Here is an 18108-nt window from a genome sequence, read left to right as displayed (position 1 = left end):
TCAAATTAAATGGGGGGAAAAAAGATTTCATGAAAACAGACATGACACAGGGAAAACCGGTAAAAGTGCTCCTGGGATTTACGATCCCGGTATTTATTGGTAATGTATTTCAGCAGTTCTACAATATGGTAGATGCGGTGGTTGTAGGAAAATTTGTAGGAACAAAGGCACTGGCGGCAGTTGGCTCAACAGGAACTATCATCTTTTTGATCATAGGCTTTCTTCTGGGACTTACTGCCGGTTTTACCGTACTGACTGCACAGAAGTACGGTGCGGGAAAAATGGATGAGATGCGTCAGACCGTGGGCAATGCACTGATCCTGACAGCGCTGGTCTCGGCAGTGATGACAGCAGTCAGCATGACAGGTATGCATGCACTTCTGAAATTTATGCATACGCCGGATGATATTTTCAAGGATGCATATGCTTACGTTATGATCATCTGCGGAGGGATTTTTGCCCAGGCATTATATAATATCCTGGCCAGTATCCTCCGTGCACTGGGAAACAGTAAGGTACCACTGTATTTTCTGATCTTATCTGCAATGCTGAATATTGTGCTTGACCTTGTATTTATCATCGTGTTTAAGCTGGGAGCGCCTGGAGCAGCCTGGGCTACCATTATTTCCCAGGGAGTTTCAGGAGTCTTATGTCTGGTATATATCTGGAAGTTTGTGCCGGAGCTCCGTATGAAAAAAGAAGACTGGTATTTCAGACGTAACCTCGCAGCCAAGCAGATCGGTGTGGGAATCCCAATGGGACTGCAGTATTCCATTACGGCGATCGGAACCATGATGGTACAGTCAGCCTTAAATATGCTTGGCTCTTATGCGGTGGCGGCGTTTACAGCAGGAAGTAAGATCGAGCAGATCTTCACCCAGGCATATGTGGCACAGGGAACTGCCAGCGCTACCTACAATGCACAGAATATCGGAGCCGGAAAACTTGAGAGAGTGCGGGAAGGCTTCCGGGCTTCGCATTTTATAGGAATTGTATATTCTGTTGTTGTTGGCAGTTTTCTGTTCTTTGCGGGAAAATATTTTGCATATCTGTTTATCTCAGATAACATTGAAGAAGTGCTTCCTATGGTAGCAATCTATGTAAAATGTGTGGCACTGTTTTTTATTCCTCTGTATTTTGTCAATGTACTGCGAAACGGGATCCAGGGAATGGGATATGGTCTTCTTCCTATGATGGCCGGTGTGGCTGAGCTTGCAGGAAGAGGGATCACCGCTACCGTTGCAGCCGGAAAAAGCAGCTATATCGGTACCTGTCTTGCAAGTCCGGTGGCCTGGATCTTTGCGTCAGTGCTCCTTTGGGTAATGTATTTCTATGTTATGAAAGATATGGCGCGGAAGCTGTACGGTACAAATAAGTTATAAAAAAACCGTGAAATGAGATGCAATTTCCGGAAAGTATGATATAATGAAAAAGCTGGTGAGTAAGACCAGAAAGTATCAATGGAAAGATGCCTTTTTTGAAGGCACATGAACATAGAGGTGAATAAATATGAGCAACGATGAAAAGAGGGATATCGAGGACAGGATCAATGATGCCATGGCAAAGATCGTCAGTGATACTGCAGGAGAGCCTCAGCCTGAAAATAAAAATAACAGATCAGCTGCTCACAAGTCGGCACGACCTTCGAAATCAGCAAGGCCAAGGAAGATCACCTACGTACCTATCGATGAATCTGAATTTGAACCTATCGTTATACCCGAAAAGAAAAAGCATAAGGCACTGAAGGTAACCGGAATGATCGCCGCCATGGTTTTGGTAGTGGCAGGCTGTGCATATGCAGGAGTATCTTATTATTACACCAGTCATTTCTTTGAGGGCACAACGATTAACGGGATCGACAGCTCCAACAGGACTGCATATGAGGTTGAGCAGGAGATCGCAAAAAAAATGGAAGGCTATTCCATCCAGGTAAAGGCCAGAGATCAGGAACCGCAGACGATAGAAGGAACGGATATCAGTTATCGTTATATATCCAGTGGTGAAGTTCTGAAGCTTTTGAAAGCGCAGAAGCCCTATGAATGGGTGAGAGGATTTTTTGAAAAGACGACTTACACAGCCAGTGAGCAGACAGCTTTTGACAAGTCAAAGCTGGAGTCAGAAGTGAAAGCACTGAACTGTGCCCAGAAAGAGAATCAGGTAGCACCGGAGAATGCGTACGTAAGCTTTAATGATTCCGAGTTTACGATCGTGCCGGAGACAGTGGGAAGTGAACTGAAGGTAAAAGAAGCCTATCAGATGATCAGTGATGCTATCAGCAGCGATGACGGGGAAGTAGATCTTGGCAGTAACCCGGATGCTTATGTGAAAGCAGATGTGACCAGCGACAGTGCAGATCTGCAGGCAACGGTGGATGCATATAATAACTTTGCGAGGGCAAGCATCACCTACACATTTGGAGATGAGACAGTAACACTTGATGGAAGCACCATCAAGAACTGGCTGCAGTTTGACGAAAAGGGTCAGCTGATCCAGGATGATGCATCCTTCAAACAGCATATCGTGGATTATGTGGCACAGCTTGCAGCGGATCATGATACAGTAGGTACAGAGCGACAGTTCCAGACAACAAGCGGAAGAACTGTTTCGGTTTCCGGTTCTGCATATGGCTGGAAGATCGATCAGGACGGAGAGGTGGCACAGCTTACCCAGGAGATCCAGTCCGGAGCTCAGACGACCAGAGAGCCGGTTTATTCCATGAGAGCCAATTCCTATGGTGTGAATGATCTGGGAAATACCTACATTGAAGTGGACCTTACAGAACAGTATATGTGGTATTATCAGGATGGAAATGTGATCTTTGAATCAGATATCGTATCCGGACTTGCAAGTGATCCCAAGAGAAAAACACCTCCTGGAATCTTCACCTTGTACTATAAGAAGAGCCCGGATGTGCTACGGGGCACCAAGAAAGCAGACGGAACCTATTCCTATGAACAGCCAGTAACCTACTGGATGCCGTTTAACGGAGGCATTGGATTTCATGATGCAGACTGGCAGCCGTATTTTGGAGGCGATCGGTATCTAACCGGAGGTTCCCACGGCTGTATCAATATGCCGCCGGATAAAGCGGGAGAGCTTTACAACATTATCCAGTATAATGTTCCGATCGTCTGTTTCTATTGATCGGATCTGTAGTCAAAAAACAAACAGGAGCCAGCCGGTGATCCGGTGCGTGGCTCCTGTTCTTTAGCAGGAGGAAAATATTATGTTTGATCAGTCATTCAGCTTTATACTTACAATCGCAGCACTGGTAGTAGGATTTATGCTTTTTACCGGACACGGTTCCTTTTTTATGAAAGGCGGAAACACACAGGCCAGAGCCCAGAAGTATGATGAGAAAAAAATGGAAAAAGTTTCAGGAATCTGTCTGATACTTATCGGAGTGGCTACAGGAGTTGACGCATTCACCACAAGTGTAGCAGCAAAGATTGCCTATGTAGTAATTCTGTTTGTGATACTTGCGGTATTTCTGTTTGTACTCAGAACAAAATGTATCAAAAAATGATCAGAAGTATCAGAACTATCCTTTAGGTAAAAAAGCAGAACTCCCCGTGAAACGGTAACCTGTCTGATCAGGCTCCGGTATCCGCGGGGAGTTTTTCTGTCTGTATTTAGTTTAATTTCGTTCGGCTGGTCTGCCGGAATGTCAGAGTAAAGATGATTCCCTTTACGATAGAAGTAAGGGAAAGTGCCCACCAGATACCATTGAGTCCCATTCCCGCATGAGTCAGCAGCATGGCAAGCGGGATTCTGGCCCCTGTCAGGATAATACTGATGATACTGCAGAGCTTGGTCATACCAAGGCCGGACAGTGCACCGATGGTCATCAGCTCAATGGCCATGAAAGCCTCACAGAAGCCGATGATGATCAGGTAATTTACAGAAATCCCAAGGGATTCCGGATCATGGAAAAACAGTCCGGAGATCGGGCGTGGGAGCAGCACAAAGGCTGCAGTTATGATAAGGCCCCAGATTGTCAGGATACCAAAGGAAATACGGTAGCCCTGGCGGATGCGGTCGTATTTTTTTGCACCGAAATTCTGTGCGGTAAAAGCATTTAAGGCAGAGGCAAAGCCGTCCGCGGTGTTCCAGGAAACGGATTCGATCTGTCCGCCCACACGCTGGACAGCAATGGCAGCAGCACCGAAGGCGGAAACCATTCTGGTCAGTACCATGGAGATCATACAGTAGAGCATGCTCTGGATAGCGGTTGGAAAACCAATGCGGAAGATATTTTTATAAAATTTTCCCGGAAAACGTGAAAAAAGATGAAGTTCACGAAGTACATTTGTTTCCAGCCCGGAAGTAAAGATCCGGAAAACCAGCACTGCAAAAACCAGAAACTGTGCAGTTACTGTGGCAATGGCAGCACCTAACGTTTCAAGCCGTGGAAAAGGTCCAATGCCAAGGATCAGGAGCGGATCCAGGAGCATATTTCCCACAAGTCCAAGAAAATTGGCCATCAGCGGAGATCTGGAATCTCCCTGGGCTGTAAAAAGTCCGGTGAGAGTCAGGTTCAGGAAGGAAAAAATGATCAGTCCGCAGGTGATCAGCATATAAGATCTGGCAGAAGAATATGCTTCCGGGTCTGTCAGATTAAAAAATCCGATCAGAGGATCAAGAAATATAATACTTGCTGCAGAAAATAAGAGACCGAAGAGAATGGTCATCTGCAGGGCACTGGCCGCGTAGGAACGTGCCTCTTTATAATCCTTCCGGCCGCAGGATTGTGCGGTGTTTACCTGTCCGCCCATTCGTGGAAGGGCTACCAGTCCCTGGGAAAGCCACACATACATGCCGCCCACACCGACACCGGCAACTGCCTTGGAGCCCAGAAGCCCGATCCAGGCCATATCTGTGATATTATAGGCAGTTCCAAGAAGGGAAGATGCCATGATAGGAAGAGCAAGCTCTGAAAGCGTTTTCAGGATCGGACCGGAAGTAAGGTCTATGGATTTTGATCTTTTCATACTCATCTGCATATCTCCGTAAGGTCAAAAGGCCTGGTGATCCGGTAATCCGGTTTATCCACCTGACCGAAACCGTATTCAGCAAAGATAAAAGGAACTCCTGCTTTCCGGCAGGCATTAAAGTCTCCTATAGTATCACCGATATAAACCGGATCGGAAAGATTATTATCCTCGCGGATCTTCATGATATTTTCCGCTTTGGCCATGCCGGTGTCACCGGGACAGAGATGGCCCTTGAAATAGTGTCCGAAGCCTGTGGATTTCAGGAACACTTCAATATATCCGGCCTGGCAGTTACTGACGATAAAAAGAGGAAAACGGCTGGAAAGAATCTTCAGTGTTTCCTCAAGATCCGGATACAGCGGAGCACATTTGCGAAGCAGTGCCTCGTGCTCTGCCTGGCAGCAGCCGTCGATGATACGAAGCTGTTCTGCTTCCGGAAGCTCAGGGAAAAGAGCCTTTGCGATATCCGGCAGCAGCTGGCCGAAAAGCCCCATCAGTCGTTTGGCGCTTACATCGGTATCCATGTGCTCCGTATGGATAAGGTAATCACTCCAGGCCTCAGCTACGATCCCGGTGGAATCCCAGAGCGTACCGTCAACATCAAAAATAATACTGTCCATCAGAAAAACCTCCCCAAAAAACTATGATATGTAAAAAAAGCAACCCTTTGTACTGGACATAGTACAAAACAAGTTACTGTTCACTCCGTTCTCAGCAATACGCTTCGCGATGCACAGAATTTATGTTAATCGCATAAATTCGCGCGGTATGTCTCGGGTTTTCTGTGGCCTTCGCTCACAAAAAACACCTCGCGGAATATTACCAGTGAACAGTTATCAAAATAATTCTATATGAGAAAAGAAAAAAAAGCAACTGCGCTTTTGAAGATTTTATGTTATAGTAAGGGTTACGAGGGAAAAACTATGAATTATAAGAATACGATCAGAGGTATATTCAAAGACAGGCCTAACCGTTTTATCGCTCATGTGCAGATCGGGGATCAGCTGGAAACGGTCCATGTGAAGAATACAGGCAGATGCCGGGAACTTCTTGTTCCGGAAGCAGAAGTGATCCTGGAAAAGAGTGATAATCCTGCCAGGAAAACGAAATACGATCTGATCAGTGTGAACAAGGAGGGCCGCTGGATCAATATGGATTCCCAGGCCCCAAATAAAGCAGCAGAAGAGTGGGTGGCGGCCGGAAATCTTTTTCCGGAGAAAGTGACTGTCAGGAGAGAAAAGACATACGGAAATTCCCGTTTTGACCTGTATGTGGAATCCGGGAAGCGAAAGGCTTTTATCGAGGTAAAAGGCGTCACTCTGGAAGAAAATAATATCGTGCGCTTTCCGGACGCACCTACAGAACGGGGGATCAAGCATCTCTGTGAGCTGATGCATGCAGCAGCTGACGGCTATGAGGCGTATCTTCTTCTGGTGATCCAGATGAAGGGTGTAAGGTATTTTGAACCAAATCGGGAGACACATCCGGAATTTGGAGAGACACTTAAGGCGGCAGCAGATGCCGGTGTTCACATCCTGGCCTATGACTGTGCCGTCACGGAAGATTCCATGAAGATCTGTGATCCGATACCGGTAAGATTATAGAAAGGAAATGATATGCCTGAAAACATTGCAGAACCCCTTCTGAAATGGTACGATAAAAACAAAAGGATCCTGCCCTGGAGAGATAAAGACAATGCCTATTATACCTGGGTATCTGAGATCATGCTCCAGCAGACCCGAGTGGAAGCTGTGAAACCTTATTTTCAGCGCTTTATCCAGGAACTTCCGGATGTAGCAGCCCTTGCGGCGGCACCGGAAGAGAGGATCATCAAGCTGTGGGAAGGCCTTGGCTATTACAGCCGTGTCCGCAACATGCAGAAAGCGGCTGTTCAGGTCATGGAAGAATATGGAGGCAGGATCCCTGAGGATTTTGAGACACTTCTCTCGTTAAAAGGAATAGGAAGATATACGGCAGGTGCCATTGCGTCCATTGCCTACGGAAAGAAAGTCCCTGCAGTAGATGGAAATGTGCTGCGGGTATACGCAAGACTCACCGAAAACCGTGGAGATATCATGAAACAGTCTGTACGGAAATCGGTGGAAAATGATCTTACAGAGCAGATGTCTGAGGACAGACCAGGGGATTTCAACCAGGCTATGATGGAGCTGGGAGCTGTAGTCTGTGTTCCAAACGGAGTAGCAAAGTGCGAAGAATGCCCGCTGGGGCATTTTTGCCTTGCCAGAAAGCATGGAACTGTAGAAGAACTTCCCGTAAAAGCACCGAAGAAAGCCCGCACCATAGAACAGCGAACGGTCCTTGTGATCCAGGACGGAGCAGGTACAGCGATCCGTAAACGTCCGGATACAGGACTTCTGGCAGGCCTTTATGAGCTTCCAAATGTGGAAGGACATCTGACGGAGAAGGCGGCACTTGCCCGGGTAAAAGCCATGGGGCTGGAACCACTGCGGATCGAAGCACTGTCGGATGCGAAGCACATTTTTTCCCATATTGAATGGAGGATGTGTGCTTATCGTATCGCTGTATCCTCTCTGGAAGAAGCACCGCAGGGGGAGTTCCTGTTTGTGGATAAGAGAGAATCCGATAAAAAATATGCAATACCATCTGCGTTTCGCGCATACACCAGATATATGAAGGAGGAAAACTCATGAAACTTTTGAGCGTAGCAATACCATGCTATAATTCAGAGGCTTATATGTCAAAATGCATCAATTCCCTGCTGATCGGAGGAGAGGAAGTGGAGATCATCATTGTAGATGATGGCTCCAGTGACCGTACTGCCGAGATTGCAGATGATTATGCCGAGAAATATCCAACTATCGTAAAAGCCATACATCAGGAAAATGGCGGCCATGGACAGGCAGTCAACACAGGGATCAAAAATGCAACAGGACTTTATTTCAAGGTTGTGGACAGTGATGACTGGGTAAATCAGGACGCCTACTATGAGGTCCTGAAAACACTTTATGAACTGACACGTGGGGCTGAGACCGTGGATCTTCTCATCAGTAATTTCGTTTATGAGAAGCAGGGAGCTACCCGCAAAAAGATCATGCAGTACAGACACTGTTTTCCGACAAACCAGATTTTCGGATGGGATGAGGTACGCCACATGAAAAAAGGCCAGTATCTCCTTATGCATTCCATGATATACCGTACAAAACTTCTCCATGACTGTGGAATGGAGCTTCCGAAGCATACGTTCTACGTAGATAACCTGTTTGCGTTTGAGCCGCTTCCCTATGTAAAAAATCTCTATTATCTGGATGTAAATTTCTATCGATATTTTATTGGAAGAGATGATCAGTCTGTCAATGAGAAAGTGATGATCAAGCGTATCGATCAGCAGATCCGTGTAAACAAACTGATGGTGGACGCCTATCTGAAGGCTAATGTGAGCAACCGCAGACTTCGTGCTTATATGTTCAGCTATCTGGATATCATCACAACCGTTTCTTCGATCATGCTGGTAAGAGCTGCAACGCAGGAATGCCTGGATAAAAAACAGGAGCTGCAGGATTACATCAAAGACCAGAATATGGGACTGTACCGGAAGCTTCGGAGAAGTCTCTTCGGAAGGGTGTCCAATCTTCCCGGAAGAGGTGGAAGAAAGATGTTTGTGGCAGCCTATAAGATCTGTCAGAAGTTTTATGGATTTAATTAAAAAAAGCCCCAAACGGGGCTTTTTTTTATAAATTCTGTTCCGGCTTCTTCTTACGCATATGGGATAGGGAGCGCTGTTCCTCATAATCATCCACTCTCTGTGGATAGAACAGGAGATGTCCGAACAGTGCCAGTGTGGTGCCAAGACATACATCGATCACAGAATGTTGCTTGATAAACATGGTGGACAGGATGATCAGAACAGAAAGGATCAGAGCTCCTCGCTGAAGCCATTTCCTGTCTTTTAGTGCCTGGCAGTGATGAATGGCAAAATAAACAGCCAGGGAATTAAATACATGGATACTTGGCAGGATATTGGTGGGAGTATCTGTCCGATAGATCTCAGCCACCAGTCGTGTAAAGATGTTGCTTCTGGGGAATACCGCAGGGCGGAGATACTGAACGTTCGGATAGATGTAGGAAACAACAAGGAAAACCGTCATTCCCATCATCAGGTTGAAGATCAGCTGGAAATATTCCTTTTTATTCTTATTGCGAAACAGGAAATACACAACCGTCATTATCACATATGGAAACCATAAAAGGTACGGAATAATAAAAATCTCGCAGAACGGGATCATATCATCAAAAACAGTATGTACAATATGGTAGGCTCGTACAGGCCGCTGCTCCAGATATCCAAACAGGATAAGATAGGCAACGAAATAGATAGCTATGATAAAACCGTGCCTGTATTTTTTTATTTTACTCAACATTTTGCCGCTCCTTTTCTTGAGGTATGGCTGATGTCAGCCTTAAGCTTCTTTTTTGTTAAGTATCTACCTGCTACTATAACACAGGCATTATGATTTTTAAAGGTTTCTTTTCAATGGTCACAGAAAATTCACGCTGGATCCCGCCGGATTCTCCGTCTTTATGCACAGGAAGGGAATGGGCACTTGTAATATGTACGTTCCTGCACTGTAAAATATGTACACCGCGAATGCGGGTATGTTTTCCCCAGAGAGCGCTCGGCAGGCAGAACAGCATTTTCAGCTTGGAGATTCCTTCAATAACGATCACATCCAGTAAACCATCCTCCGGACTGGCGTTTGGACAGAATTTAAAGCCTCCGCCTTCATATTTCTGGTTCATTACAGCCGCAAACCAAGTCCTACTGAAGGTTTGTGGCTTGTTCCCGTCAAGTGTTATCGTGACCGGGGACGGAGTAAGGAAGAGAAATTGCTTCAGTGCCACCATAAGGTAGATGAGTTTACCCATATGGAGACGGTTGAGAAATTTTTTGCCAGGTGTGATCAGGACTTCCTGACAGATTGCCGCATCGTAGCCCATTCCTGCACTGATGCCGAAACGGTAGGAATGGCTGCCAAGGTGGAGAACAGGAACATCCATGAAAATGGTCCGTCTGTTTTCAAGGATAGAGCGAAGCGCTTCAAAAGGATCAAAGGGCAGGCCCATACTGCGGCAGAAATCGTTGCCGGACCCGACCGGGATAAATCCGAAAACAACCGAAGACAGATCAATGATCCCGGTAAGTACTTCATAAATAGTGCCGTCACCGCCTACTGTTACCAGAGTTACCGGATCCTCCGGTGTTCCGGCGGCACTGATCCTTCGTGCCAGTACTGTGGCGTGTCCCACATATTCTGTGAGAAAATACTGATATGAGATCCCCTGACTTTCCATGATGCTGCGAAGCCGGTTCCAGACATTACGTCCCTCACCGGATCTTGAATTGGGATTCACAATAAAAGAATACATAAAAAAAACCTCCAAACAACTCTCTGCTTTATCATAACATTGACGTTCGGCTTTTACAAATTAAAATTTCTTAAGGATTTCTATATTTTACATAAACTTAACCTTTTTTCTATGCTGGATTTTACGAATGCACTTTATACTTGCACGTATCAGATGAAAAATGAAGCTGGAGGAAAATTATGATATATCTTGTGGAAGATGATGAAAGTATCCGTGAACTTGTTGTATATACATTAAACAGTCAGGGTCTGGAGGCACAGGGTTTTGAACGGCCATCACTTTTCTGGAAAGCGCTGGAAAAAGAACTGCCTTCACTGGTGCTTCTGGACATTATGCTTCCGGAGGAAGACGGACTGTCTATTTTAAAAAAAATCCGTATCCGTCCGGATGTGCGGAAACTTCCGGTGATCATGCTTACTGCAAAAGGAAGTGAGTTTGATACCGTGGTAGGTCTGGACAGCGGTGCAGATGATTACATTCCGAAGCCGTTCCGCATGATGGAACTGATCTCCAGGGTACGTGCCCTTCTTCGGAGATCAGAGGACAATGGCGCAGAGGAGTATCGTATGGAAAATCTTTATGTATGTCCGGGAAGACATGAGGTAACTGTTGATCAGGAGCCTGTGAATCTGACACTGAAAGAATACGAGATGCTTTGTCTCCTTCTGAAAAACAGTGGTACGGTTCTTTCCAGAACACAGCTTTTAAATCAGATCTGGGGATATGAATTCGACGGGGAGAGCAGAACCGTAGATGTACATATCCGTACCCTTCGCCAGAAGCTTGGCTCGGCAGGAGATCTGGTGGAAACAGTTCGTGGAGTGGGTTATAAGATCAGCGGAAAATGTGCATGAACAGCTGCTGAGAGTAATATGAAAGTAAAGAGCATTTCGACGGAAAAAGGCTTCGGCCCTTTTCTGGACGAAGTGCTTTTTTCATGCTATAATAGTTGAACCCCGGAGCCATTAGGAAACAGGCTCCAAAGAGTAAGAGGTGAAAGAAAAAATATGAAATCATTAGTAATTGCGGAGAAGCCATCCGTTGCCAGAGACATTGCTAGAGTCCTCCACTGCAGTCAGAAGGGGAACGGAACCCTGGAAGGAAAAGACTATGTAGTGACCTGGGCCCTGGGACATCTGGTAACACTGGCAGATCCGGAAGAATACGATAAAAAATATACCAAATGGGAGCTTTCCACGCTTCCCATGATGCCGGAGAAAATGAAACTGGTGGTGATACGCCAGACCTCCAAGCAGTACAATGCGGTGAAAACTCAGCTTTACAGGAAGGATATCGGGGAGATCATCATTGCCACAGATGCCGGACGTGAGGGAGAACTGGTAGCAAGGTGGATCCTTGCAAAGGCAGACTGCCATAAACCTATCAAGCGTCTGTGGATCTCATCCGTAACGGACAAAGCAATCCGTGACGGCTTTGCCCACCTTAAAAACGGCCATGATTATGATGATCTTTACCATGCGGCACAGGCCAGGGCGGAGGCGGACTGGCTGGTGGGAATGAACGGGACCAGAGCGCTGACCTGTAAATATAATGCCCAGCTTTCCTGCGGACGTGTGCAGACCCCCACCCTTGCCATGATCGCAAGAAGAGAGCAGGAAATCCGGGAATTTAAGCCGGAGGATTATTACGGGATCACTCTGCAGGCGGGAAATGTACGCTGGACCTGGCGTGACGGAAAAAGCGGAAGCCTCCGCACCTTTAAGAAGGAGCGTGCCCAGGAGATCCAGACAAAGGCAGGAAAAAGCAACCTTACCATAACAAAGGTTTCCAGAAAGCCGAAGAAGACCTATGCGCCGGGGCTTTATGACCTGACCACTCTTCAGAGAGAAGCCAATCAGAAATACGGCTTTTCTGCAAAGGAAACTCTGAATATCATGCAGAGGCTCTACGAGAATCACAAAGTCCTTACCTACCCAAGAACGGATTCAAGATATATAGGAAAAGATGTAGTTCCTACCATTAAAGAGCGTCTTCAGGCATGCGGGACAGGTCCTTATCGAAAACTTGCCGGTGCGCTGGTCAATAAACCGATCCAGACCAGTGCTGGCTTTGTGGATGACAAAAAAGTCAGTGACCATCATGCCATCATTCCTACAGAACAGTTTGTACAGCTGGATCATATGACCAACGAGGAACGGAAGATTTACGATATGGTAGTACGCCGTTTCCTGAGCGTGCTGTATCCGCCGGCTGTATATGAGCTGGTAAGCATGGAAGGAACTGCAGCAGGAGAAACTTTCGCTGCAAGCGGACGTATTGTAAAAAGTGCAGGGTGGAGAGAGGTTTATGAAGGAGGCTGGCAGGATGAGGAAGAAGAGGATTCATCGGATAAGCTGAAAGACCAGCAGCTTCCGGAGCTTACGGAAGGCCAGAAACTTACCGTGGAATCCGCATCCCTTACAAACGGAAAAACAAAACCACCGGCCAGATTTACAGAGGCCACACTTCTTGGTGCCATGGAAAATCCGGTCCACTTTATGGAAAGCCACGACAAAAAAGCGGCAAAAACCCTTGGTGAGACCGGTGGACTTGGAACGGTAGCCACAAGAGCGGACATCATTGAGAAGCTTTTCAACAGCTTTATGATGGAAAAAAGAGGCAATGAGATCTACATTACCTCCAAGGCGAAACAGCTTCTGGAGCTGGTTCCGGAAGAACTGAAAAAGCCGGAGCTTACCGCAGACTGGGAGATGAAGCTCAGTGATATTGCAAACGGAAAGCTCCGTCAGGATAAATTCCTCACAGGGATCCGTAAATATGCCTGTGAGATCGTAGATGAGATCAAAGGCGGACAGGGAACCTTCCGCCATGACAATATGACAAACAAGAAGTGCCCTAACTGCGGCAAACATCTTCTGGCAGTCAACGGAAAGAATGCCAAAATGCTGGTGTGCGAGGACCGGGAATGCGGATACAGAGAGACAGTATCCAGGACCACCAATGCGCGCTGTCCGAAATGCCATAAGCGTATGGAGATGCTTCTGAAGGGAAAAGAAGAGACCTTTGTATGTCAGTGCGGCTATAAAGAAAAGCTTTCATCCTTCCAGGCAAGACGAGCCAAAGAGGGTGCAGGTGTGAATAAGCGTGATGTGCAGCGTTATCTTAAGAAACAGCAGAAAGAGGCCAATGAGCCGGTGAACAATGCATTTGCACAGGCGTTGTCAGGAATTAAACTGGATTAAATAAATTGCCTGTCCAGATATCCGGGGTTCGGATGAGCGGAGGACCGGATGCAGATACATCGGTCGGAGAAATGTGTCTGGCAGAACAGGACAGCAGAAAGAGAGGAAAACGATTTGGGATTACAGGATGACAGAATGTCAGGAAATATTCAGGATATCGCAAGACTGATCACAAGACTTCTTCTTAAGGGAGATATGCCGCAGTATACACTTCCTGCAGCAGAGGCAGATTATACAGAGGCAGACCAGCTTTTTAAGAAGGTTATCGGACTTGCTGATGAGGGTGATATCAACGGAGCGGAAAATGAGCTTCTTATGAACATGGAGGAAGATGATCCGGATTATCTGGAGCTTGCCCTTACCTTTTATCTGCATCTCAATGATATGGACGTAGATTACCTGGATGATCACGATTATTCCAGGGAGGAGATCCTGGACGGGTTGAAAAGCCTGGCTGAGGACTGGGGAGTTACAGGACTGGAGGCACTTGTCTGATGCGGTGGGAGGTTACACTGGAGGAAATTTCCGACGGTCGTTTATACGAGGCAAATGACATGGTAAAGGCAGACTGTCAGGACTGTAAGGGCTGTTTTGACTGCTGTACGGGAATGGGAGATTCTGTTGTACTGGATCCGCTGGATGTATGGCGGTTAAGTCAGGGACTTCACTTAAGTGTGGACCAGCTGCTTGCCGGAAAAATAGAGCTTGGCGTCACAGACGGAAATATTCTGCCGCATCTTAGGATGACAGGGGCAGAGGAACGATGCGTATTTCTGAATGGCAACGGAAGATGCTCCATCCACAGTTTCCGTCCGGGCTTCTGCCGTTTGTTCCCGCTGGGAAGATACTATGAGGACGGGAGTTTTAAATACATCCTTCAGATCCACGAGTGCAAAAAGACCAGCCGCAGTAAGATCAAGGTCCGGAAATGGGTAGATACTCCGGATTTTCGAAATTACGAAAAATTTGTCTGTGACTGGCATTATTTTCTTCTGGATGTCCAGTCGGTTCTCTATGAGAGCGAGGACAGTGATCTGATCCGAAACCTGAACATGTATGTGGTGAACCAGTTTTACAGGAAGCCTTATGATGAGAAGCGGGATTTTTATGAGCAGTTTTATGAGAGACTTGCGGCGGGAAAAGAACTCCTGAGCCTTGGAGTGTGAAACAGACCAGGCAGCGAGGTGTCTGAGCTTACCTGCCTGAAAGTCTCTCGCGCGGAGGAAAGAAAGGATTTTTTGACATATGAACTTAAATCAGCTCACATATTTTGTGACTCTTGCCCAGATCGAAAATTATACCAGAGCAGCCAAGAGGCTGGATATAACCCAGCCAAGCCTGAGCCATGCGATCTCCAACCTTGAAAAGGAACTGCAGGTTCCACTTTTTGAGCGTCACGGAAGAAATGTGACCATGACCAAATACGGGGAAATGTTTCTGAAATATGTGCAGGACTCCTTACATATCCTGAATCTTGGTGTGGAGAGGATACAGGAAGCGGCAAGGATTCCGGGAGGAAGTATTTCCATCGGGTATATCCATACCCAGGGACGCAGATTTATCCCGGAGCTTGTCCGGGGCTTCCTTAATGAACAGGAGGGGAAGAAGATTGATTTCCGTTTTCAGAATGCAGCTACCGGAAGTCTGATCCGGGGTCTGAAAGAAGAGAAATTCGACGTGATCTTCTGTTCCCGGGCAGAGGGTGAGAAGGAGATCAGCTTTGTGCCGGTGTCAGAAGAAAAGCTGGTGGCTGTAGTGCCTGAGAACCATGCTCTTGCAGACCGAAATTCAGTGACCATAAAAGAGCTGGGGCAGTATCCGCAGGTGACCTTTACCCCTGCAAGCGGACTGTATTTTGTGATCCGGGAGCTTTTCGAAAAGGAAGGACTTTCACCGGAGACGGCCTTTGAGGTAGAAGAGGATGGTGCACTGGCAGGTATGGTGGCGGAGGAATTTGGTGTAGGCATTGTGCCGGATGTACCGGTGATCCATACACTTCCTGTGAAAATCTTAAATATTGAGAATCTGCACTGCCGTCGTTACATATACATGGGAATGATGAAAAACCGGTATCCAAGTGCGCTTGTGGAGCAGTTCCGGGATTATATATACAAGCATTACCGGATCTATGAAGTGATACAGTAGAATCTTGGTGATAAAATTTCTGTAAAAAATCTCTGCTTCTGTAAAAGGGCGGAGATTTTTTTGACACAGATCCTGGCGTGAATACTATAGCAATTCCATAAATTACTGCAAACAATCCAGTCCATCATAGCGTGAAGTCCTGCGTCAGATATCTTTGCCGTGCCTAAAAAATATAAAAATAATCTATAGATCACATGCGTAAATTCAATGAAAATTTGGGTTGAGATAAAAATGACCAGTTGGTATAATAAGGATAGATACTTGATTTAAAGTGATAAAGTGATGACGGAAATCCGTAATAAAATGAACGAAGTAAAGGAGATATTATGAACCAGTTAGAAGTATTAAGAGAAAGCCTTGGACAGTGCGATGAGATCATCCTGGACGCACTCCTTATGAGAAACAGGATCGTAGAGGACATCATGGTATACAAGGAAGCTAACGATCTTCCGGTACTTCAGCCGGAACAGGAGGCGAAGCAGAAAGGATGGCTGGAAGCCAGAATGGAAGGCAGACGTCATAAGAAAGAGGTCAATGATGTTTTTGCAAGCATCACACAGAACAGTAAAAGGATCCAGTCCAGAAATCTTTTCAATTATAATATCTTCCTGATCGGATTTATGGGAGCTGGTAAATCTACGATCTCCGATTATCTGAAGAATGTTCTTGCCATGGATGTTGTGGAGATGGATCAGTGTATCGTGGAGAGACAGGGAATGAGCATTTCCGATATCTTTGAGACTTACGGTGAAGAGTATTTCCGTGAGCTCGAGACAAATCTTCTGATCGAGATGCAGTCCAGATCTAATGTTGTAGTATCCTGTGGCGGTGGTGTTCCGATGCGGGAGCGCAATGTTACCGAGATGAAAAAAAATGGCCGTGTTGTACTTCTGACTGCAAAGCCGGAAACTATTCTGGAACGTGTAAAGGATAATCATGACCGTCCTTTACTTGAGAACAACAAAAATGTTTCATTTATCGCTGATCTGTTGGAAAAACGTCGCGCGAAATATGAGGCAGCAGCAGATATAGTTGTTGAGACAGACGGAAAGAGTGAGCTTGAGATCTGCGAGGAGCTGATCCACAGACTTCGTGAGGCAGAGGCAAATAAATAACTGCTGATCATAAAACAGAATAGTTTTACATATAAAAGGGACAGCTGTCCGATAAACCGTACAGAAACAGAACGGAGATCGGACAGCTGTCCTTTATGATATAAAAGATCCGGACCATATATTTGCAGATGAACAGATCGTTTAATTGGTCTTATAAAAAATCTCCCTCGAGGTTTCCTCGATCACAAATTTCTTAAAGGCTTCCACGACCGGCGGATGGTATACATCCTTCAGCATGGCCATGTAGAAATTCCGCTGCCAGCTTGGAGAGACAAGGGGTAGGATCTTAAGGTTCAGAGAGTGCAGAATCGGGATATCCGGTGCAATGCAGATGCCGAAATCATTGGCAACAAACCCTGCGGCAACCTGATCCTCATCGATCTCAAAAGCCACATCCGGGTACTGACCGATGCTCTTAAATAACTGGTCAATGATCTGGCGGAGACCGCTTCTCTTCTTGAAGATGATCTGCTTGTATGGAAGCGTTTCCTCCAGATGGATCTCGGATTTCTCAGCAAGAGGATGTTCCGGCGGAACGATGACGACCAGATCCTGCTTGGCAACCGGAATAAATTCGATCAGTGGTTCGTCGTCAAATTTGGAACAGAAGCCGATATCGTATTTCTTCTCTTTCAGTCCGGTGAGGATATCGCCGGTAAGAACCTTATCACAGAACAGATTGAAATGGATCTGTTTTCCCTTATTGGCATTAAGAAAGCTGCGGATGATCTTTGGCATAAAGTCAACACCCAGAGTTCTGAGAAAAGCCACATCGATCTGTCCTTCTCCCTTTCCTGCAAGCTGGAGACCGTTTACGGAGGAATCCAGCCGGTTCAGGGTTTGTTCCACATCCTCCAGAAAAGACTTGCCATATTTGGTGAGAGAAACATTCCGTCCGTTTTTTTCAAATAATTTCACTCCAAGCTCTTCCTCCAGAGAAGAGATCGCGTGACTTAGGCTGGGCTGTGTGATGGCCAGAACATCCGCAGCTTTTGTATAATGTTCCAGATGAGCCAGTGTCACGAAATAGCGAAGATGATACAGATTCATTTTTCAATACTCCTTTCGTAAGTTTATCTGAATGTTTTACTTCGAACAGATCCCCGGTAAGTCTGACAGACATAAGAGATTTGCCGGGCCGTATGCAGTGACGGCGGCAATACGGCTGAATATGTTTTATATAGTATAACATGATATATTGATAAAATCTATGGATTCTCCTGGTACAATCAATTTGTTTTGTAT

Annotated in this window: 17 protein-coding genes; 12 read left to right on the top strand and 5 right to left on the bottom strand. The window is 46.1% G+C overall.

What is annotated here, in order from left to right; all coding sequences use genetic code 11:
- Nucleotides 1–29 precede the first annotated feature (29 nt).
- The 3 genes from NCY57_RS03450 (at nucleotide 30) to NCY57_RS03440 (ending at nucleotide 3526) form a co-directional block, all read left to right on the top strand.
- Nucleotides 30–1382 (top strand): MATE family efflux transporter, encoded by a 1353-nt coding sequence (locus tag NCY57_RS03450; RefSeq protein WP_059085366.1) that lies wholly within the window; start codon nucleotides 30–32, stop codon nucleotides 1380–1382.
- A gap of 127 nt (nucleotides 1383–1509) precedes the next feature.
- Entirely contained in the window at nucleotides 1510–3144 is a 1635-nt protein-coding gene (locus NCY57_RS03445) for a L,D-transpeptidase family protein (RefSeq protein ID WP_250789487.1), read from the top strand.
- Nucleotides 3145–3226: 82 nt separating this feature from the next.
- Nucleotides 3227–3526: a DUF3784 domain-containing protein gene (locus NCY57_RS03440; RefSeq protein ID WP_015527011.1), complete on the top strand. Its 300-nt coding sequence runs from the start codon at nucleotides 3227–3229 to the stop codon at nucleotides 3524–3526.
- Nucleotides 3527–3632: 106 nt separating this feature from the next.
- On the opposite strand, the gene NCY57_RS03435 is transcribed toward NCY57_RS03440, so the two are convergent.
- Together NCY57_RS03435 and NCY57_RS03430 are read right to left on the bottom strand one after the other, a co-directional pair.
- The gene (locus tag NCY57_RS03435; protein ID WP_044962002.1) at nucleotides 3633–4991 is read right to left on the bottom strand and encodes an MATE family efflux transporter; all 1359 of its coding nucleotides are present in this window, start codon (nucleotides 4989–4991) and stop codon (nucleotides 3633–3635) included.
- A 2-nt stretch (nucleotides 4992–4993) separates the two neighbouring features.
- On the bottom strand, nucleotides 4994–5614 hold the full coding sequence (locus NCY57_RS03430) for an HAD family hydrolase (RefSeq protein WP_021652286.1): 621 nt from the start codon (nucleotides 5612–5614) through the stop codon (nucleotides 4994–4996).
- A 303-nt stretch (nucleotides 5615–5917) separates the two neighbouring features.
- Between NCY57_RS03430 and sfsA the strand changes: the two genes are divergently transcribed.
- The 3 genes from sfsA to NCY57_RS03415 are packed head-to-tail and all read left to right on the top strand — an operon-like array spanning nucleotide 5918 to nucleotide 8679.
- Entirely contained in the window at nucleotides 5918–6598 is a 681-nt protein-coding gene (sfsA, locus tag NCY57_RS03425) for a DNA/RNA nuclease SfsA (RefSeq protein ID WP_044961964.1), read from the top strand.
- Nucleotides 6599–6610: 12 nt separating this feature from the next.
- Nucleotides 6611–7666, top strand: a complete 1056-nt coding sequence (mutY, locus tag NCY57_RS03420) for an A/G-specific adenine glycosylase (RefSeq protein ID WP_250789486.1) — start codon at nucleotides 6611–6613, stop codon at nucleotides 7664–7666.
- Nucleotides 7663–8679, top strand: a complete 1017-nt coding sequence (locus NCY57_RS03415; RefSeq protein WP_114002018.1) for a glycosyltransferase family 2 protein — start codon at nucleotides 7663–7665, stop codon at nucleotides 8677–8679. The genes mutY and NCY57_RS03415 overlap by 4 nt, the downstream gene beginning before the upstream one ends.
- A gap of 25 nt (nucleotides 8680–8704) precedes the next feature.
- On the opposite strand, the gene NCY57_RS03410 is transcribed toward NCY57_RS03415, so the two are convergent.
- On the bottom strand, nucleotides 8705–9394 hold the full coding sequence (locus NCY57_RS03410; RefSeq protein ID WP_059085370.1) for a phosphatase PAP2 family protein: 690 nt from the start codon (nucleotides 9392–9394) through the stop codon (nucleotides 8705–8707).
- 73 nt (nucleotides 9395–9467) lie between these two features.
- Nucleotides 9468–10400 (bottom strand): diacylglycerol/lipid kinase family protein, encoded by a 933-nt coding sequence (locus NCY57_RS03405; protein ID WP_173739614.1) that lies wholly within the window; start codon nucleotides 10398–10400, stop codon nucleotides 9468–9470.
- A 179-nt stretch (nucleotides 10401–10579) separates the two neighbouring features.
- On the opposite strand from NCY57_RS03405, the gene NCY57_RS03400 reads away from it, so the two are divergent.
- From NCY57_RS03400 to NCY57_RS03375, 6 genes are all read left to right on the top strand, one after another.
- A complete protein-coding gene (locus tag NCY57_RS03400; RefSeq protein WP_148447401.1) occupies nucleotides 10580–11254 on the top strand; it encodes a response regulator transcription factor in 675 nt (224 codons plus the stop codon).
- A 153-nt stretch (nucleotides 11255–11407) separates the two neighbouring features.
- The gene (locus NCY57_RS03395) at nucleotides 11408–13603 is read left to right on the top strand and encodes a DNA topoisomerase III (protein ID WP_195635121.1); all 2196 of its coding nucleotides are present in this window, start codon (nucleotides 11408–11410) and stop codon (nucleotides 13601–13603) included.
- Between the two features lie 48 nt (nucleotides 13604–13651).
- Nucleotides 13652–14098, top strand: coding sequence for a DUF6483 family protein (locus NCY57_RS03390; protein WP_242981955.1), 447 nt, complete (start codon nucleotides 13652–13654; stop codon nucleotides 14096–14098).
- Complete coding sequence (locus tag NCY57_RS03385) at nucleotides 14098–14769, top strand: YkgJ family cysteine cluster protein (protein ID WP_161208698.1); 672 nt, start codon at nucleotides 14098–14100, stop codon at nucleotides 14767–14769. The genes NCY57_RS03390 and NCY57_RS03385 overlap by 1 nt, the downstream gene beginning before the upstream one ends.
- Before the next feature lie 79 nt (nucleotides 14770–14848).
- Entirely contained in the window at nucleotides 14849–15748 is a 900-nt protein-coding gene (locus NCY57_RS03380; protein ID WP_015527022.1) for a LysR family transcriptional regulator, read from the top strand.
- A gap of 326 nt (nucleotides 15749–16074) precedes the next feature.
- Nucleotides 16075–16863, top strand: a complete 789-nt coding sequence (locus tag NCY57_RS03375; protein WP_021652296.1) for a shikimate kinase — start codon at nucleotides 16075–16077, stop codon at nucleotides 16861–16863.
- Between the two features lie 141 nt (nucleotides 16864–17004).
- Here the strand turns inward: NCY57_RS03375 and NCY57_RS03370 are convergent, their stop codons facing one another.
- The gene (locus NCY57_RS03370) at nucleotides 17005–17913 is read right to left on the bottom strand and encodes a LysR family transcriptional regulator (protein ID WP_021652297.1); all 909 of its coding nucleotides are present in this window, start codon (nucleotides 17911–17913) and stop codon (nucleotides 17005–17007) included.
- Nucleotides 17914–18108 lie beyond the last annotated feature (195 nt).

It is taken from the genome of Blautia sp. MB18-30 (genome assembly GCF_023669475.1).
GTDB lineage: Bacteria > Bacillota > Clostridia > Lachnospirales > Lachnospiraceae > Blautia_A > Blautia_A fusiformis.
The sequence above is the reverse complement of the archived record's forward strand: the minus strand, read 5'-3'. Positions and strand labels throughout refer to the sequence as shown.

Excerpts from the sequence above, each read along its gene's own strand:
- NCY57_RS03440 (WP_015527011.1), top strand. The coding sequence starts at position 3,227 with ATGTTTGATCAGTCATTCAGCTTTATACTTACAATCGCAGCACTGGTA.
- NCY57_RS03435 (WP_044962002.1), bottom strand. The coding sequence starts at position 4,991 with ATGAAAAGATCAAAATCCATAGACCTTACTTCCGGTCCGATCCTGAAA.
- NCY57_RS03410 (WP_059085370.1), bottom strand. The coding sequence starts at position 9,394 with ATGTTGAGTAAAATAAAAAAATACAGGCACGGTTTTATCATAGCTATC.
- NCY57_RS03415 (WP_114002018.1), top strand. The coding sequence starts at position 7,663 with ATGAAACTTTTGAGCGTAGCAATACCATGCTATAATTCAGAGGCTTAT.
- mutY (WP_250789486.1), top strand. The coding sequence starts at position 6,611 with ATGCCTGAAAACATTGCAGAACCCCTTCTGAAATGGTACGATAAAAAC.
- NCY57_RS03385 (WP_161208698.1), top strand. The coding sequence starts at position 14,098 with ATGCGGTGGGAGGTTACACTGGAGGAAATTTCCGACGGTCGTTTATAC.
- NCY57_RS03395 (WP_195635121.1), top strand. The coding sequence starts at position 11,408 with ATGAAATCATTAGTAATTGCGGAGAAGCCATCCGTTGCCAGAGACATT.
- NCY57_RS03405 (WP_173739614.1), bottom strand. The coding sequence starts at position 10,400 with ATGTATTCTTTTATTGTGAATCCCAATTCAAGATCCGGTGAGGGACGT.
- NCY57_RS03445 (WP_250789487.1), top strand. The coding sequence starts at position 1,510 with ATGAGCAACGATGAAAAGAGGGATATCGAGGACAGGATCAATGATGCC.
- NCY57_RS03380 (WP_015527022.1), top strand. The coding sequence starts at position 14,849 with ATGAACTTAAATCAGCTCACATATTTTGTGACTCTTGCCCAGATCGAA.
- sfsA (WP_044961964.1), top strand. The coding sequence starts at position 5,918 with ATGAATTATAAGAATACGATCAGAGGTATATTCAAAGACAGGCCTAAC.
- NCY57_RS03390 (WP_242981955.1), top strand. The coding sequence starts at position 13,652 with ATGCAGATACATCGGTCGGAGAAATGTGTCTGGCAGAACAGGACAGCA.
- NCY57_RS03400 (WP_148447401.1), top strand. The coding sequence starts at position 10,580 with ATGATATATCTTGTGGAAGATGATGAAAGTATCCGTGAACTTGTTGTA.
- NCY57_RS03430 (WP_021652286.1), bottom strand. The coding sequence starts at position 5,614 with ATGGACAGTATTATTTTTGATGTTGACGGTACGCTCTGGGATTCCACC.
- NCY57_RS03375 (WP_021652296.1), top strand. The coding sequence starts at position 16,075 with ATGAACCAGTTAGAAGTATTAAGAGAAAGCCTTGGACAGTGCGATGAG.
- NCY57_RS03450 (WP_059085366.1), top strand. The coding sequence starts at position 30 with ATGAAAACAGACATGACACAGGGAAAACCGGTAAAAGTGCTCCTGGGA.
- NCY57_RS03370 (WP_021652297.1), bottom strand. The coding sequence starts at position 17,913 with ATGAATCTGTATCATCTTCGCTATTTCGTGACACTGGCTCATCTGGAA.